Raw genomic sequence first — 16,337 nt, 5'->3', positions numbered from 1 at the left:
AACCTGGTGTCGAGGAAGTTGCCCTACGTGATTGGCGCCTGCTGTCTCATGGTCGTCCTGTGTTGTGGTTGGGCGGGCGTGGGGCACTTCCTCTTCCCTCCTGTCAGTTCCAGCTCGTTGTGTGGCACCTGGAAGGCTTCGGCCGGCAGCAATATAAATATCCAGTCCAGCGGTACCTTCGACGCCAGAGACGTTCCGTTCGGTGACTCGGCGAGATCGGGCAGCGGCGGCTGGGAGTTCGCGCAGGGTGCTTCGCTCGAAGGGGTGCTGATGCTGCGCTTCCGTGAGGACCGCACGAGCCTGGAGGTGCGGACCCGAAGGAGTCTGAATGGGAAGCTCAGTCTCCGCGCTGCCACGGACACCGAAGACGAGTACATCGAGTATCGAAAGATCACTGGTTGCTGAGTCGGCCGTCGAGGAGGTGAGCGGGCTGGCGATGTAGCCGGCGGGGGAGGGCCGGCACATTCGAGAGTGGCTAGTGCCTTGTCATGCAGCCTCGAACGGATAATCCGGGTGGCGGATCTTGGAGCCGGCGGCGAATCGGGTTTTGGGTTTGGCGCGCTGGTTGCGCCAGCGGATGTAGTTGCCGATGGCGGCGTCCTGCTCGGTGTGGCTGCGGTGGTCGGTGCCGTTGAGGGTGAAGTAGCGCAGGGCAGCGAACTCCGCCTCGATCCAGTTCAGCCTAGGATGCTTAGGTCGGTAGGAACACCAGCTCCACCTCGTTGGCGGCGCACCAGGGCGCGGACCTCGGGGTGCTTGTGCGGGGAGAAGTTGTCCAGGATCAGGTAGAGGCGCTGATCGGGCCAGCGGCGGCGCAGGCTCTTGAGGAAGGCCAAGAACTCCCGCCAGCGTTTGCGGTCACGGATGCGGTAATGCAGCTTCCCGGTGGCCAGGTCGAGGGCGGCGATCATGTGCCGGACGCCCGGGTCGCGGGTGTAGGTGGCCCGCAGACGAACTGGTTGGCCCTGCGGACGCCAGGCCCGGCCGGGGCGGGGTTGCAGGTTCAGCGGCCCGAACTCGTCGGCGCAGATGACCCGGCCGTTCGCGGGCGGGTGGTCGTAGAGTTCCAGGATCCGGCGCATCTTCGACGTGAAGTCAGGGTCCGTGCTGGCCTTCCAGGTCTTGGTGGCCTGCCACGACACCTCGCGCTCGTGCAGGATCCGCCGGACGGTCTCGACGCTGATCGTCGTGACGTAGCCAGCCTCGATCAGGTAGTCGCGCAGCTTGGCCAAGGACCAGCAGGAGAACGGTTTGCCGAGGAATCGGGGGGTCGCACCGGGCGATGACGCAGATCCAGTCGCGGGTCTGCTCATCGATCCGTCTCGGTGCGCCCCCGCTCCATTTTGGGTCCAGCGCGTCGAACCCCCGCTCGTTGAACCTGCTCGCCGTCGTCGCCGTCACCGGCTCCACCGCCGCCTCCTGCGGCGACGAGAAGTCCCCGCTCGGCCCTGGCCGAGGTCACCCGGGCCCCGGTCGCCGAGGTGATCGACGCCCCGGCGACCGTCACCGCCCGGGCCGCCGCCACGCCCACCGCCCCGGCCGACGGCACCCTGGTCAGCCTGCGCGTCCAGCCCGGACAGCGGGTCCGCAAGGGCCAGCTGCTCGCCGTGGTCGGTTCCCCGTCGGCCCAGGAGCGGCTGCGCCAGGCCACCGAGGCGCTGGACGCCGCGAACCAGGCCGGCGGCGCCGGTGGCGGCGGGCTCACCAGCCGGCGCCCGGGGCACCGACAGGGCCGCCGCCCAGGCGTACGAGGCCGCACGCACCGCCGACAAGGCGGTACGCGCGGTGCAGCGCGGTGTGCGCAACCTCAACTCGGCCGTCGACGCGCTGGCCAGCGCGCAGCAGATCCAGGCCCGGCAGGCGTACGAGCTGGCGAAGGCGACCGTCGACGCGCTGACCCTGCGGGCGCCGATCGGCGGGGTGGTCCGGGCAGTGCTGCACGAGTGCCGGTCGATGGACGAGGCCACCGACCGGGTGTTCGGGGAGCGGTGATCGGTGGTGCACGACGAGTGCGTCGGCTATGTCCGCGCCGTGACCGGTTGAGCCCGGCCGGGTCCCGGACGCCTGCCGGCGCCCCGTCGGGGCCTTCCCGCAGTCGGTCGACTGGCCCCGGTAGGTCCTGGCCCGGTGCCGGGTTCGGTCCCGATGGTTTCCACGTGTCACGGCGCCGCTCCCGCACGTACGGGGCGGGTCCGAGCCCTGACCACAGGCTCCGACCCGCCCCTTGCCCTACGGCCTAGAGGGCGCGCGGGGGACGATTGCGACGTGCGGGTCAGCCGATCGAGGCGTGGCTGCCCGCAAGTTGACTCCAGCTACCCCAGCCTCCCGAGCCGAGGGATCGGGCGTACAGGTTCGCGTCCGACCCCCGACCGGCGATGAACAGCGTCGTGCCGTAATTGATGGTGGTCGGGGACGAGGTGAGTGTCACGCCCGACGGTCGGCTGATGCTTCTCCACCGCGTCGGGTCGGTGGGGTCGTTCCACCCGTCGTCGTTCAGATACCGGTAGACGAAGTCGCCCTGAGCGGTTCGGGCGTACACGTGCAGCGAGTTGTCGCTCGACGTGATGGCGGTCGGGCTGCCGGTGATGTCGCCGTACAGGGTGTGATTCGCGCTCCAGGTGCCAGCTCCGGCGTCCTGGTAGGAGTAACGCACCTCACCGGTCGACCCTCGCGCCAGGATGAACAGGCGACCGTTCCGCACCGCCGCCGTGGGCGTGTCGGTGACCAGACCGGGCAGTGCCGTCCAACTGCTGCCCGCGGGGTCGAAGGACGGGTAGAAGGTGCGCAGCCACACCTGGCTGTCCGAGCCACGGACGATCACGTAAAGATGCCCGTTGAAGACGGCAGTCACCGGATCAGAGGCGACGCTCACACCGTTCGGGCTGCCCAGTGTCCGCCAGGTGCCGTCCGAGTTCCAGCCGCTGTTGCCCAGGTATCGGTAGCTGATCTGGCCCTGGCTCCGGGCAAGGACGAAGGTCGCATCCTCCGTCCGGGCCAGGGCGGGCCGGCCCTCGATCTGGCCCGGGACGGTACGCCAGTCATCATCCCAGCCGGTGACGCTGGAGAGGAAGCGGTACTTCAGTTCGTTGTCGCTGCCCCGGGCGAAGATACCGACCGATCCCTTGTGCACGATCAGGGTTGGTGACGACGCGAGCGAGCCGCCGGCGGTGCGCACCGGACGCCACCCGGTGGCCGGGTCGTAGATGTGGTGCAGCAGGGAGTTGTCCGTCCCCCTCGCCATGACATGGAAGCCCCCGTTGTAGGGCAGTCCGGAGTTCCCGACGCCGTAGACCGGCGTGCCGAGCGGAACCCAGATCTCGTCGGCCTTGTTCCAGGTCTGTACGTACGCCAGGTCTCCGGCGAACCAGCCACCGTACGTGGTGGCGGACATCCGGTGGCTGCCGATCCGGAACCTGCCGTTGGAGTTCCACGTGCTTGTGTGGCTCGTGACACCGAGTGAGGTGCCGTTGAGGTAGAGGGTCATGTCGCCGCTGCTCTTCTTGTAGGTGGCGGCGATGTTGACCCAGATGCCTGCCCGAGCACTGCCCGCCCCACCGCTGACCACGTCGGTTGTTGGGGTGGCCGTGTCGGTCCGCGCCATGGCGAAGCGCCACGACTTGTCGGATGCCTCTGTCCAGAGCCTGAAACCGGGGGCGTTGCTCCCGTCCTGGGAGAGGACAGTGCCACCGAGAGAGTCGGGCTTGACCCAGGCGGAGACGGTGAACTCGCCGGCAGTGTTGACGGCGGGTGACACCGTGGTGAGGGTGCCGCCGCTGCCGTTCAGCGCGGCGTTGCTGCCGAAGAGGTCACCGTCGCTCCAGGTCGCCCCGCTGGTGCCGGTGGCGGTCAGCGTGCCGGCGCTGTCCCTGGCCGTGCTGATGGGGCCCGCCTCGGCGTCGTTGAGCAGCCAGGAATGCACGGGAGTGACGATGGTCCGGGTGGCTCCGGCGCTGACCGTGCCGGTGCCGTTGGACAGGTTCGTCACGAGCCAGGTGGTGTTCGTCGCGGACGCACCGACCGTCCAGAGGTCTGCGGTGCCGTCCAGGTTGATGTCGGCCGCGCGCAGCGTCAGCGCGGCGCCGACATTCCAGTTCGTGGCGAGCGCGTACGGGTGGTAGGTGAGCTGGCCCGTGTCGGGGTTGACGGTGAGGTCGGCCCAGAGGTGCAACGCGCCGGTGGACCGGTTCCACAGGAACATCGCGGTGCCGCCGCTAAGCTGGGCGGTGGCGATGGTCCAGTTGTTCCAGTTGCTGTCGCCCGCAGGGGTCAGTGCCGTCGTATGGAAGGCACCCCAGTAGCCGCCGGGAATGCCGAAGCCGGGGTAGTAGGTCAGGTGATAGCCAGCGGTGGCATTCCCGCTGGTGCCGATCAAGTCGGGAATGGTAGAGCTGGTCCGCCGGCTGTCGCCGGCATTGGCGAGTTGCAGGGGCTGGTTGCCGTCGGGGTCGAGCAGCTGTTCCCGGAAGATGCTCTGCTGGTTGCCGGACTCCTGGGCCCGGATGGCGGATCCCTCGCCGTTGGCCCGCAGGATCCCGGCGCCTCCGGGGTTGGTGCCGGACGGGTAGTAGACCAGCACGTCCTGGAGGCTCTCACCGAAGAAGCGGCCGGTGATCACCTGCCCCCCGTTGAAGTCGGCGGAGGAGTTGTTTTCGGTGACCCCGTTGCCGCGGGCGCCGATGTTGGTGGCCGACACGGCGGAGTCACCGGTGCCGCCGGGCGCGAGCCAGACTCCGGCCGGAATACCGTTGATGGCGCCGACCGTGACCAGGTCGGGGGTGTCGTCACCCGTCATGTCGCCGTCGGCCGCCAGGGCGGCCGGCCTCGAGTTGAAGGTCGCGTTCGCGCTCTCGCCGACGTTGCCGCCGGCGGACAGGCCGGTGACCGTAAGGGTGTTGGTGAACCGGGTAGGGGCCAGGGTGATGGTGGCCTTGCCGCTGACGGCCGCCACCTCGGTCGGCGGTCCGGCGTTCAGCTGATAGAGGTACGAGGTGGGAGCCGTGGTGTTGGGCGCGGGACTGACGGTGAAGGTCGCGGGCTGCCCGATCGTGGTGCCTCCGGCCGGTACGGTCACCGTCGGCTGACCCGGTCGGGTGGGGTCGAAGGTGAAGGTGCAGGTGGTCGACCAGTCGCTGGGCGTCCGGAAGTCGGTGGCCTGCGCCTTCCACGAGAAGCCGGTCTGCTTTCCCGCGGCGGCGGTGCGGAGCTTGTCGACCGGTACGACGAGCACGGCGGTGCTGCCGGAGCTGACGGTGAGCAGGTTCGGGTCGGAGGAGGCAACGGCGGTTTGGGTGGTGTCGCTGCTCTTCCAGAGCTTGAAGCTGACGCCCAGGGTGCCGCCGTTACGGTCGGAGACCGGAGCGTAGAGCGACACGCCGGCGTCCCCGACGATCGAGCCACCGGCACAGGCGGTCTTGGGGGAAGTGGTGAGCCCGGTGGGCTTGTTGGGCTTGTGGTTGTAACGGATGGTCAGCGTCGGGCTGGTCTCGAGGAACTCTTTCCAGCTCTCGGTGTCGGTGGCCTCGTTGGCCGCGACCATCCAGAGCGTCCGGGTGCCGCGCTTGTTGGTGACGTCGGTGCGGATCTGGCTGGTGACGTCGAACGAGACGGCATTGGTGTTGCACCCTGAGTAGCCGTAGGCGAACGACTTCGAGTCGATGGCGGTGCCCTTGCTGACGCCCTCCCAGTAGTTCCAGGTGGCGTTCGACGACGACAGGGTCGCCGACGGCCCGTAGACGTAGACGGTCTTGGCGGTGCAGGACCATGACCGCGTGTTCATGATCTTGAACAGGGCGTCGTAGATCTCGGCCCCAGCGAGGGTGCTGTGGGGGACCGAGAAGTTGATCAGGGTGTTCGACCGCTGGCTGCCGGCGTTACCGACCTGCATCCGCCCGATGGGGTCGGGGGTGTCCTTCCAGTAGTTCGTCGACTGGTCCTGGTAGGAGATCGTCGCCCAGCCTGACATGGATTCCCCGACCGGCGTCCAGGTGAAGGTCGGGTCGATGTAGACGGGGAAGGTGGTGGTCGGGTCGGTGAGCAACCTCCGGTCCGGGATCAGGCGTAGCCGGTTCTTGCCGGCCTGAACGCCGATGGGGGCGCTGCGGGCGGTGCGCCCGGGGGCCACCGTGGACGAGAAGGCACCCCGGGCGGCGGGTACCGCAGCAGCGGAGTCCCACATCCGAGGGGCGTGGGCGGTGATCACGGCACGACCCGCGCGGTCACGGCCGGTGATGTTGCCGGCCGCGTCGGCGGCGAGGGTCACGCCCTTGGTCGTGGTCGCGAGGTCGAGCGCGGCCAGCTTCGGGCTGGCCGCGCCGGTTCGATCCTTCACCACGAAGACGTGGGAGAAGCCGCCCTCTGGGGTGATCCGGACGCTCAGATCGATCCCCGGCAGGATCTCCGGATAGGTGGCGGTCGGGCCGGAGAGAGTCGGCGCGGGAAGGGTCAGTGGCACCGACAGCGACAGGGCGCGGTCGCCGCTAGTCATCTCCGCCAGAGGGCCGGTTCCCCCGGGGGAGAGCCGTACCTGGTTGGTGGTGACCTTCGCGGTGATGCTGCCGTCCGCCTGCCGGACCAGGGTCGGGTCGAGGGTCTTCCACTGACCGTCGACCCGGGTGCGGGTGGGCACGGCCGACTGGGTCAGCTCGAGCGTGCCGTCGGGTTGCGCGGTCAGCGTCGAGGTGGACGTGCCGGCGGCGGTCGCCTCGACCGGCTTCCGCGAACGTTTCGCCTCGGTCACCGCCTCGTCGACGGTCAACGGCCCGGTGACCGTTCGGGCGGCGGGCGCGGCGGCCGTCGCGGTGGCGGACGTGGCTGGGAGGGTTGCCGAGGCGGCGGTGAGGAACAGTCCGACCGCCGCGGCCGAGGCGGTCAGTCGCCTTGCTCTCGGTGATCTTCTGTTTTCGGGCAGCATGGATGGAACTCCCCCGTCGATGTGCGTTGAACACAGGGATGTGTTCGACGAGCGACCACAGTGAATCAGTCGGAGCAGTCATCGTGGAACATCGCTTGAGTCCCGCCGCTGCCCGTTGTGGACCGGTATGGAGTGAACGGTTAAATCCGTTACGGTCGATCGTTACCTGCTCGTTACCTTGGATCCCCGTCGACATGAGAGGTCTTTCCCGTCACAGGGCGCGTGTTCTGTCACTCTGCGTGCCTTTTGTTTTGTCCGCAATGATGAGGGTTCTGATGGCCGAGTACGGGGTCCATGGTTGTGGACTCGGTCCAGACGTGTGGTAGCGGTCGTCGCGGCGTCGGCACTGTTCACAGAGTCTTTGACGGGTGCACCGGCGGTGGCGAGCCGGGCATGGCGGGTCCGCCGCAGGTGACGCGGGGCCGTCAGTCAAGGGTGTGAAGCCGTTGCCGACGCGGTTCGTGACGCCGGCTGGCATGGTGGCGGTGGTCAATCTTTGGTGTCTCCCGCCTTGGAGTACCGGAAGGCCGCCGGCTGCTGGCGTGTCGCCGCTGAATGCGACCGTTCGCTCTAACCGGGCAATCGCGTGGTCCGCGCTCGGGCAGGTTCGCGAAGGCCGGCACATTCGAGAGTGGCTAGATTGGAGTGGTGCGCCGCACCCTCTCGCCGCGGCTGCGCGCAGCCACGCGGCCCCGCCTGCTCACCGCCCTGCTCGCCGTCGTCGCCGTCACCGGCACCACCGCCGCCTCCTGCGGCGACGAGAAGTCCCCGCTCGCCCTGGCCCAGGTGGCCCGGGCCCCGGTCGCCGAGGTGATCGACGCCCCGGCGACCGTCACCGCCCGGGCCGCCGCCACCCTCACCGCCCCCGCCGACGGCACCCTGGCCAGCCTCCGCGTCCAACCCGGACAGCGGGTCCGCAAGGGTCAGGTGCTCGCCGTGGTCGGCTCCCCGTCGGCCCAGGAGCGGCTGCGCCAGGCCACCGAGGCGCTGGACGCCGCGAACCAGGCCGGCGGCGCCGGTGGCGGCGGGCTCACCAGCCGGCGCCGAGGCACCGACAAGGCCGCCGCCCAGGCGTACGAGGCCGCGCGCACCGCCGCCAGCAAGATCAGTGACCCGCAACTGCGCGACGCGCTACTGCTCCAGGTGCGTTCCGCGCAGCAGCAGTACGAGTCGGCCGCGCGTACCGCCGACGAGGCGGTCCGGGCGGTGCAGCGGGGCGTACGCAACCTCAACTCGGCCGTCGACGCGCTGGCCAGCGCGCAGCAGCTCCAGGCCCGCCAGGCGTACGAGCTGGCGAAGGCGACCGTCGACGCGCTGACCCTGCGGGCGCCGATCGGCGGGGTCGTCCAGCCCGGCGGCACCGCCGCGGGTGGCGCCTCCGCCGCCGACCTCGCCGGGCTGCTCGGCGCGGCCGGGGGCAGCGCGGCGGCCGGGATCGACCCGTCGGCGCTCGCCCCCGCCCAGCCCGGCCCGCCGGCCGGCGTGGACGGCGCGATCCCGGTCGGTGGCCGGGTCACCGCCGGTACGCCGGTGCTGACCGTGGTGGACGTCGCTGAGCTGGGCCTGCTCGCCGAGGTCGACGAGACCGACGTGCTGCTGGTCCGGGCCGGCGTGACCGCCACGGCGGAACTGGACGCGGTGCCCGGCGCGACGTACCGGGCGCTGGTCGGCTCGGTCGACGTCCTGCCGACCACCTCGGCCCGGGGCGGGGTGACCTACCGGGTGCGGCTGTCGCTGGAGCGCGGCCAGCAGGGCGAGGGCCAGCCCGCGCCGGCGCCCCGACCCGGCATGAACGCCCTGGTCCACCTCCGGGTACGCGAGGCCGCCGACGCGGTCACCGTGCCCGCCTCGGCGGTCTTCTCCGCCGACGGCCGCGATTCGGTCTGGGTGGTCCGCGACGGCCGCGCCGACCGGGCCGCCGTCACCGTCGGGGTGCAGGGGCAGGACCTGGTGCAGATCGTGAGCGGGGTGCAGCCCGGCGACCGGGTGGTGGTACGCGGCACCGACCAGGTCAGCGACGGCCAGGAAGTCCGGTAGCCCGATGGCGACGCCGGCGATTGAGGCGGTCGACGTGTCCCGGACGTACCAGCTCGACGGGGTGTCCGTGCCGGCGCTGCGCGGGGTGACGCTGACCGTGGCGGCCGGGGACTACGTCGCGGTGATCGGGCCGTCCGGCTCCGGCAAGTCCACGCTGATGCACCTGCTCGGTGGGCTGGACCGGCCGACCGGTGGGCGGCTGGTGCTCGGCGGCCGGGAGGTCGGCTCGCTCACCCCGCCCGAACTGGCGACCCTGCGCAACGAGACGATCGGCTTCGTCTTCCAGGCGTTCCACCTGCTGCCCCGCACCTCGGCGGTGGACAACGTGGCGTTGCCCCTGGTCTACCGGGGGATCGGCGCGCGGCAGCGCCGGGAGCGGGCGGCGGCGATGCTGGGCCGGGTCGGGCTCGGGCACCGGCTGCACCACCGGCCCAACCAGCTCTCCGGTGGCGAGCAGCAGCGGGTGGCGATCGCCCGGGCGCTGGTCACCGACCCGACGGTGCTGCTCGCCGACGAGCCGACCGGCAACCTGGACACCACCAACGGCCAGGCGGTGCTGGCGCTGCTGGAGGAGCTGAACACCGAGTCCGGGGTGGCGCTGGTGATGGTCACCCACGACAACGAGGTGGCCGCCCGGGCCCGCCGCCGGATCACCATGCGCGACGGTGTGGTGGTCGCCGACAGCGCGGCCGACCAGCCGCCGGCCGGCGACGGCGTAGAGCGGTCGGAGCCGGCCCGGTGAGGTTCGCCGAGGCGTGGCGGGTGGCGCTGGAGGCGCTGCGCGCCAACCGGATGCGCAGCGCCCTCACCATGCTCGGGGTGATCATCGGGGTGGCCTCGGTGGTGGTCCTGGTGGCCATCGGCACGGGCGCGAAGCGCGAGGTCGAACGGCAGGTCGAGGGGCTCGGCTCGAACCTGCTGGTGGTGGTCCCCGGCCGGATCGACATCGGTTCCGCCCCGGCGGTGTCCCGGCTCGACCTGGCCGACGTGGACGCGGTGTCGCGGGTGGTCGGCGACCCGTCGCGGGTGGCGGTGACCGTGGCCTCCGGCGAGACGGTACGCGCCGGCCGGCGCTCGGACTTCACCACCGTGCAGGGCGTGCTGGAGACCACCCCGGCGGTCTTCACCCGACGGCTCGGCCGGGGCAGCTACCTGACCGCCTCCGACGTGGACACCAGCCGGCGGGTGGCGGTCCTCGGGGCGGCGGTGGCCGGCGCGCTCTTCCCCGACCGGGACCCGATCGGCCAGCAGGTCAGCATCGCCGGGGTGCGATTCCGGGTGATCGGCGTCTTCGCCCCGCTCGGGCAGAGCCTCGGCGTGGACCGGGACGACGAGGTGCACATTCCGGTGACCGCGGCGCACCGGCTCTACGGCACGCAGCGGATCGACGGGATCGCGGTCAAGGCGCCGGACCGGGAGCGGATCGACGACCTGGGCGCCCGGATCGTCGCCGAGCTGACCCGGCGCCACCCGGACACCGAGTTCAGCGCGGTCACCCAGCAGCAGATCCTCGGCGTGCTCGGGGACATCCTCGGCGTACTCACCGGGGTGCTCGCCGCCATCGCCGGCATCTCGTTGCTGGTCGGCGGGGTGGGGGTCTCCAACATCATGCTGGTCTCGGTCCGCGAGCGGACCCGGGAGATCGGCCTGCGCAAGGCGGTCGGGGCGCGGCCCCGCGACATCGGCCTGCAGTTCCTGCTGGAGGCGGTGCTGCTCACCTCGATCGGCGGGCTGACCGGGATGGCCCTCGGAGTGGGGGCGGCGCTGGCCGCCGACGCGCTCTCCCCGGTGCCCGCCGCGATCACCTGGTGGTCGCTGGCGCTGGCCTTCGGCGTCTCGGCGGCGGTCGGCATCGTCTTCGGGGTGGTCCCCGCGCAGCGGGCCGGGCGGCTCGACCCGGTGGTGGCGCTGCGGGCCGAGTGATTCTCGGTCCCGGCAACGGGACACCGGACCCGAACGGGGCGAAACCCGCAGCTCACGGTCGGGTGAACCGGCCGCTTCGCATGATCAATCGCGCGAAGGGATCGCGCCGGTCACAGCCGTCCCGCTACCGTACTGGTAACACGCGCGTTGCCCGTCGGAGCGGGAGATCCGCCCCCGGTGGCACGCGCCGGGCATGGGATGGGTCGGTGAGCCATGGCCGGGTCGCAGTCCGACGGTCGGCTGTCGGATGTCAGGTTCCTCACCGTCGCCGAGGTGGCGGCGGTGATGCGGGTGTCCAAGATGACGGTCTACCGCCTGGTGCACAGCGGTGAACTCACCGCCGTACGGGTCGGGCGGTCGTTCCGGGTGCCCGAGCACGCGGTGCACGAATACCTGCGCGGCGCCTTCCAGGAAACCGCCTGAGGCCCCGCCGCACCCACCGTCGAGTGCGACGTAACGGGCATCGACGGGGCCGCGTTGGTCCTGCTGACGCACTCCGGCTACCCTGGACCCGACCGTGACCGTGCAGTGGTGCGCCCCGACGCCCACAGGCCGGTCCGGTCCGTTGTCCGAAGCGCCCGCGCGCGCCACCCCCGGTGGTGTCGTCACGGTCCGCCCCGAACGTTGCATCGAAAGGCTTTCGTATGGGCTCGGTGGTCAAGAAGCGCCGCAAGCGCATGGCTAAGAAGAAGCACCGCAAGCTGCTGCGCAAGACCCGCGTCCAGCGTCGCCGTCTCGGCAAGTGACCGGGGCCGGGCCTGGCCCGGCACCCCGGCACCTGCCAACTGTCGACCCTCGGAGGCTCAGGTGATCAGGCCGTGTTCGATCCGGCTCGATCCCGCCTGCCGAGGTGGGAGCGCGACATGACCCCCGGTGGCACCCCCGGTGCTCCGGGGGTCGTCGTCGTCACCGGCGTCGGCCGCTACCTGGGCGCCCACGTGGCGGCCCGGCTCGCCACGGATCCCCGGATCGAGCGGGTGATCGGCGTCGACCCGACCACCCCGGGGCCCGAGGTCACCGACCTGCTCGACCGGGTGGAACGCGTCCGCCTCGACCTGGACTCGCTCGGCGGCCTCCTCGCCGACCTCGAGGTCGACGCCGTGGTGCACCTGGCGCTGGTCAGCGCCCCCGACCCGCAGCACGGCGGCCGGTCGGCGATGAAGGACCAGAACGTCATCGGCACCATGCAGCTCCTCGCCGCCTGCCAGCGGGCGCCCCGGCTGCGCAAGCTCGTCGTCCGCTCCTCCACCGCGGCGTACGGCGCGTCGTTCCGCGACCCGGCCGTGTTCACCGAGGAGACCGAGCCGCGCGAGGTGCCGCGCGGCGGTTTCGGCCGCGACATCCTCGACATCGAGGGGTACGTCCGCGGCTTCCGCCGCCGCCGACCCGACGTCACCGCCACCGTGCTGCGGTTCGCCCCGTTCATCGGCTCCACCGCCGACACCACCCTGACCCGCTACTTCTCCCAGCCACTGGTGCCCACCGTCTTCGGCCGCGACCCCCGGTTGCAGTTCGTGCACTTCGACGACGCCCTGGAGGTGCTGCACCGGTCGATCGTCGAGGACCACCCGGGGACGTACAACGTGGCCGGTCCCGGGGTGCTCTCGCTGTCCCAGGCGATCCGCCGGGCCGGCCGGGTCGCCGTGCCGGTGCTCGAACCGGGGCTCTCCGGGGCCGCCGCGCTGGCCCGCAACCTGGGCTTCGGCCGCTACGGCCTGGACCAGGTCGACCTCTTCGTGCACGGCCGGGTCGTCGACACCGGCCGGCTGGAGCGCGAGTACGGCTTCACGCCCCGCTCGACCGCCGCCGCGTTCGACGACTTCATCCGCGCCCACCACGGTGGATCGCTGGTGACCCGGGGCCAGCTGGCCGCCGCCGAGCAGTTGGTGCTGGAGGGCATCCGACAGGTGCGCTCGGCCGTGGAGGAACGGCAGTGAGCGACTCGAACGAGCGGCGGGACGCCGGCCGGTACGACGTACCCCTGGACGTGGCCGGGCCGGGCGCGGAGCCGGCCCGGCGAAACGGGCACCGACGGTCCGCCCAACCGGCCGTCGCCCCGGATCCGGTGCCGGCCGACGAGCCGGACACCTCGGCCACCGACGAGCCGGTGTTGCCGGCCGAGGGCGTCGCCGACGCGCCGGTGCTGGCCGACGGGCCGGAGCGCGAGGCGACCGACGTGCCGGTGCCGGCCGACGAGCCGGCGGCGAACGGCGGCCCGGCGGTGAACGGCGGTCGGGCCGGGGCCCCGGGCGGGCCGGCGGTGGCCGACCGGCCCGGTGACGTCTGGGACCGGCGGGTCGCCTCCGGACTGGCGTTCCTGCGGCGGCGGCTCTCCGGCGACTACGAGGTCGACGAGTTCGGCTTCGACCCGGAGCTGACCGGGGCGGTCTTCCACCCGCTGCTGCGGCTGCTCTACCGGGACTGGTTCCGCACCGAGGTGGCCGGGCTGGAACACGTGCCCGCCGACGGCGCCGGCCTGGTGGTGGGCAACCACTCCGGCACGGTGGCGCTGGACGCGCTAGTCCTCTCCACCGCCCTGCACGACCAGCACCCGGCCCGCCGCTACCTGCGGCTGCTCGGCGCGGACCTGGTCTTCCGGATGCCGGTGGTCTCCGAGATCGCCCGCAAGACCGGCGGGACGGTGGCCTGCAACCCGGACGCCGAACGCCTGCTCAGCTCCGGTGAGCTGGTCGGCGTCTTCCCCGAGGGCTTCAAGGGCGTCGGCAAGCTCTACTCGGACCGGTACAAACTCCAGCGGTTCGGCCGGGGCGGCTTCGTCTCGGCGGCGCTGCGTACCGGCACCCCGATCGTCCCGGTCGCCATCGTCGGCGGCGAGGAGATCTATCCGATGCTCGCCGACATCAAGCCGCTCGCCCGGCTGCTCAAGCTCCCGTATTTCCCGGTCACGCCGACCTTCCCCTGGCTCGGGCCGCTGGGCATGGTGCCGCTGCCGAGCAAGTGGCTGATCCAGTTCTGCCCGCCGATCCCGACGGCCCACCTCACCGACTCGGCCGACGACCCGCTGGTCGTGTTCAACCTGGCCGACCAGGTCCGGGAGACCATCCAGCACACCCTGCACGAGCTGCTCGAACGCCGCCCCGACCCGTTCGGCCCCTGACCCGCCCGGGCGGTCAGGTGGTGCGGCGGCGGCGCTGCATCGCCAGGCCGGCGGTGACCGCTCCGGCCAGCAGCCCGGCCGCGGCGGTCGACGGTACGGCGATCTTGAACGCCCGCCTTCCGGTCCGGAAGTCGCGGACCTCCCAGCCCCGTTCCCGGGCCTGGCGCAGCAGCGCGCCGTCCGGATTGATCGCCACCGCCCGACCGACCGTGGAGAGCATCGGCAGGTCGTTGGCCGAGTCGCTGTAGGCCACGCACCGGCTCAGGTCCAGGCCCTCGACCGCCGCCAGCTGGGTGACCGCGTCCGCCTTGGCCGGCCCGTGCATCAGCTCGCCGACCAGCCGGCCGGTGTACGCCCCGTCGACCACCTCGGCCACCGTGCCGATCGCACCGGTCAGCCCGAGCCGGTCGGCGATCACCCGGCCGATCTCCACCGGCGCGGCGCTGACCAGCCAGACCCGTTCACCGGCGTCCAGGTGGCGCTGCGCCAGCCGGCGGGTGCCGGCCCAGATCCGTGGTGCCATCAGCTCGTCGAAGATCTCCTCGGCGAGCCGCTCCACCTCGTCCACCCGCCAGCCCTCGACGAAGGCCAGCGCGGCCTCCCTGGCCTGCGACATGTCGCCGGCGTGCTCGGTGGCCAGCAGCCGGAACCGCGCCTGCTGCCAGGCGAACCGGGCCAGGTCACCGGTGGTGAAGTACTTGCGGGCGGCCAGCCCGCGGGCGAACCAGTAGATGGAGGCGCCCTGCATCATCGTGTTGTCGACGTCGAAGAAGGCCGCCGCCGTCGGGTCGGTCACGACCGGCGCCGGTGGCGCCTGCTCGGTCTCCGCCCAGCCGGTGGTGTGGCCCTGACGGTCGGTGGCGACCGTGACCTTCCTGGTGCGGGCCACGCGACCTCCTCCGCTCGTCGACCGTGACGCCTTCCTCCCGCCGAGCGTAGCCGGACGAAGGGGGCGTCGGACGGGTCCAACGGGCAAGTGTGGCGTGCCTGGCTACTCTGTCGCGCCGGCCGTCACCGGCCTCAGCGGTCCCCGGGGCAGCTGCCCGGCACCGGGCCGAGGGCGTCGGTCGTGGAGGGTGTGGCGAGGTCGCAGGCGATCGCCGCGCGCAGGCCGTCGGACCGCTTACGGATCGCGTCCAACAGCGCCAGCGAGCGGCGGGTCCGGTCCCGTTCGGCCCGGGTCACCGTGCCGAGCAGGGCGGCGACCTCCCGTCGCTGCCCGGTGAGGAAGGCGTTGACGGCGTCCAGGCCGGCCGGCTCGGCCCGCCGCGCGGCGGTCGTGGTGAGCAGGCGTACGCCCTGGCGGGTGTCGGCGTCCATGTCGTCCAGGACGGCGGTGAACCCGGCCCGGTCGCCACCAAGGGTGCCGGCCTCGTCGAGGCGGGTCCGGGCGAAGTCCAGGAAGAGCTGCCCGCGGCTGATGTCGGAGCTGGCCAGGGCGAGCTGGGCGCGTTCGGTGGAGCGCTTCATCCCGTACAGGGCGTCACCGGGCACCGCGTTCTCGCTGGCGGCGGAGATGCCGGAGACGGCGATCGCGCCGGCCGCGACGCCGACCAGGATGGCGCCCCGGGCCCTTGCCCGCCGCGCGGTCACCGCCGGGAGGAAGGTACGCCCCGCGGTGGCGGCCGGGGTGCGGCCGGTCGTCGTCGCCGGGCGTTCGGTCGGCGCGGTGCCGATGCCCTCCCGCTCGGCGGTCGCCACGAGCATCGCGCGCAGGCCGGTCCGGAACTCCGGGTCGACCGGCGCGGCCGGGCGACTCGTCCGGAGCTGCTGGCCGACCGCGACGAGCGCGGCGAGCCGGTCGTCCGCCCGGGACCGGACGTGGTGTCGCCGGCCTCCGTCGGCTTCGTCGAGAAGCTGCGCGAAGCGCTCGGCGCGCCGACGGGAGAAGAGGTCGCTGTCCACCGCAGGCACCTCCTCTCGCTGGGCACGGCAGGAGCCGTGTCGATCACCAGCGACCGGCGAGGCGGGACGCCGACGGCCTGGGCCGCCTCGACCGCGTTTCCGGACCGGGTGGGCCGGGGGACGCCGGGCAACCACCGGTCGCACCCGGAGAAACGGACCGCGCCGGGCACAAGTTACGGGGCGTTCAGGGCCGAAATCACGAAGAGTGATCGCCGTCACCGGCGGCCACGGCGGCCGGTCGGATGCCCGACGCTGGTCCGGACGGCCCGGTCCCCGGCGGGCCTGACCGGCCGGCACGTGCGGGCTGCCGGTCGTACCCCGGATGCCGGTCGGGCGGGTGCGGCCGGACGGTGGTCACCGCCGGGGCGGCGTGCGGCCGGCGCCCGGGGCCGGCCGGGACGGCGGCCGGGGGCCGGGGCGGCGGTGGCCGGGGCCGCGCGGCCC

Annotated in this window: 12 protein-coding genes and 1 pseudogene; 9 read left to right on the top strand and 4 right to left on the bottom strand. The window is 72.1% G+C overall.

The annotated features are described in order from the left end of the window. Positions 1-6: 6 nt before the first annotated feature. Positions 7-405, top strand: a complete 399-nt coding sequence (locus GA0074704_RS00125) for a hypothetical protein (protein WP_088968597.1) — start codon at positions 7-9, stop codon at positions 403-405. 272 nt (positions 406-677) lie between these two features. Here the strand turns inward: GA0074704_RS00125 and GA0074704_RS00120 are convergent, their stop codons facing one another. After that, complete coding sequence (locus GA0074704_RS00120) at positions 678-1,232, bottom strand: IS630 family transposase (protein ID WP_231926710.1); 555 nt, start codon at positions 1,230-1,232, stop codon at positions 678-680. A 50-nt stretch (positions 1,233-1,282) separates the two neighbouring features. Here GA0074704_RS00120 and GA0074704_RS29725 point away from each other — a divergent pair. After that, positions 1,283-1,929: pseudogene (locus tag GA0074704_RS29725) on the top strand (efflux transporter periplasmic adaptor subunit); the annotation flags it as partial. Between the two features lie 343 nt (positions 1,930-2,272). Here the strand turns inward: GA0074704_RS29725 and GA0074704_RS00110 are convergent. Beyond that, on the bottom strand, positions 2,273-6,910 hold the full coding sequence (locus tag GA0074704_RS00110; RefSeq protein WP_157743559.1) for a LamG-like jellyroll fold domain-containing protein: 4,638 nt from the start codon (positions 6,908-6,910) through the stop codon (positions 2,273-2,275). A gap of 639 nt (positions 6,911-7,549) precedes the next feature. On the opposite strand from GA0074704_RS00110, the gene GA0074704_RS00100 reads away from it, so the two are divergent. The 7 genes from GA0074704_RS00100 to GA0074704_RS00070 all read left to right on the top strand — a co-directional run bounded on the left by GA0074704_RS00100 (position 7,550) and on the right by GA0074704_RS00070 (position 13,988). After that, entirely contained in the window at positions 7,550-8,947 is a 1,398-nt protein-coding gene (locus GA0074704_RS00100; RefSeq protein WP_088968594.1) for an efflux RND transporter periplasmic adaptor subunit, read from the top strand. Between the two features lie 4 nt (positions 8,948-8,951). Beyond that, on the top strand, positions 8,952-9,689 hold the full coding sequence (locus tag GA0074704_RS00095) for an ABC transporter ATP-binding protein (RefSeq protein ID WP_088968593.1): 738 nt from the start codon (positions 8,952-8,954) through the stop codon (positions 9,687-9,689). Further along, a complete protein-coding gene (locus GA0074704_RS00090) occupies positions 9,686-10,870 on the top strand; it encodes an ABC transporter permease (RefSeq protein ID WP_088968592.1) in 1,185 nt (394 codons plus the stop codon). Before GA0074704_RS00095 ends, GA0074704_RS00090 begins: the two co-directional genes overlap by 4 nt. A gap of 213 nt (positions 10,871-11,083) precedes the next feature. After that, positions 11,084-11,293 carry a helix-turn-helix domain-containing protein gene (locus GA0074704_RS00085; protein WP_088968591.1) on the top strand — a complete coding sequence of 70 codons (210 nt, stop codon included), beginning with the start codon at positions 11,084-11,086 and terminating at the stop codon, positions 11,291-11,293. Between the two features lie 221 nt (positions 11,294-11,514). Then, positions 11,515-11,616: a 30S ribosomal protein bS22 gene (locus tag GA0074704_RS00080; RefSeq protein WP_007465623.1), complete on the top strand. Its 102-nt coding sequence runs from the start codon at positions 11,515-11,517 to the stop codon at positions 11,614-11,616. 117 nt (positions 11,617-11,733) lie between these two features. After that, positions 11,734-12,807: an NAD-dependent epimerase/dehydratase family protein gene (locus GA0074704_RS00075; protein WP_088968590.1), complete on the top strand. Its 1,074-nt coding sequence runs from the start codon at positions 11,734-11,736 to the stop codon at positions 12,805-12,807. Between the two features lie 284 nt (positions 12,808-13,091). Then, entirely contained in the window at positions 13,092-13,988 is an 897-nt protein-coding gene (locus GA0074704_RS00070) for a lysophospholipid acyltransferase family protein (RefSeq protein ID WP_088973343.1), read from the top strand. A 13-nt stretch (positions 13,989-14,001) separates the two neighbouring features. Here GA0074704_RS00070 and GA0074704_RS00065 read toward each other — a convergent pair whose 3' ends face one another. Together GA0074704_RS00065 and GA0074704_RS00060 are read right to left on the bottom strand one after the other, a co-directional pair. Then, positions 14,002-14,877 carry an HAD family hydrolase gene (locus GA0074704_RS00065; RefSeq protein WP_088968589.1) on the bottom strand — a complete coding sequence of 292 codons (876 nt, stop codon included), beginning with the start codon at positions 14,875-14,877 and terminating at the stop codon, positions 14,002-14,004. A gap of 131 nt (positions 14,878-15,008) precedes the next feature. Beyond that, positions 15,009-15,893, bottom strand: coding sequence for a DUF5667 domain-containing protein (locus GA0074704_RS00060; protein WP_088973342.1), 885 nt, complete (start codon positions 15,891-15,893; stop codon positions 15,009-15,011). Positions 15,894-16,337 lie beyond the last annotated feature (444 nt).

The organism is Micromonospora siamensis, from assembly GCF_900090305.1.
In the GTDB taxonomy this organism is placed as follows: Bacteria; Actinomycetota; Actinomycetes; order Mycobacteriales; family Micromonosporaceae; genus Micromonospora; species Micromonospora siamensis.
Note: the sequence above shows the minus strand (reverse complement) of the source record. Positions and strands in the feature narration are given on the sequence as shown.

What these genes read in the sequence shown, in the direction of transcription:
- GA0074704_RS00110 (WP_157743559.1), bottom strand. Translation starts at nt 6,910, where the DNA reads ATGCTGCCCGAAAACAGAAGATCACCGAGAGCAAGGCGACTGACCGCC.
- GA0074704_RS00095 (WP_088968593.1), top strand. Translation starts at nt 8,952, where the DNA reads ATGGCGACGCCGGCGATTGAGGCGGTCGACGTGTCCCGGACGTACCAG.
- GA0074704_RS00085 (WP_088968591.1), top strand. Translation starts at nt 11,084, where the DNA reads ATGGCCGGGTCGCAGTCCGACGGTCGGCTGTCGGATGTCAGGTTCCTC.
- GA0074704_RS00080 (WP_007465623.1), top strand. Translation starts at nt 11,515, where the DNA reads ATGGGCTCGGTGGTCAAGAAGCGCCGCAAGCGCATGGCTAAGAAGAAG.
- GA0074704_RS00075 (WP_088968590.1), top strand. Translation starts at nt 11,734, where the DNA reads ATGACCCCCGGTGGCACCCCCGGTGCTCCGGGGGTCGTCGTCGTCACC.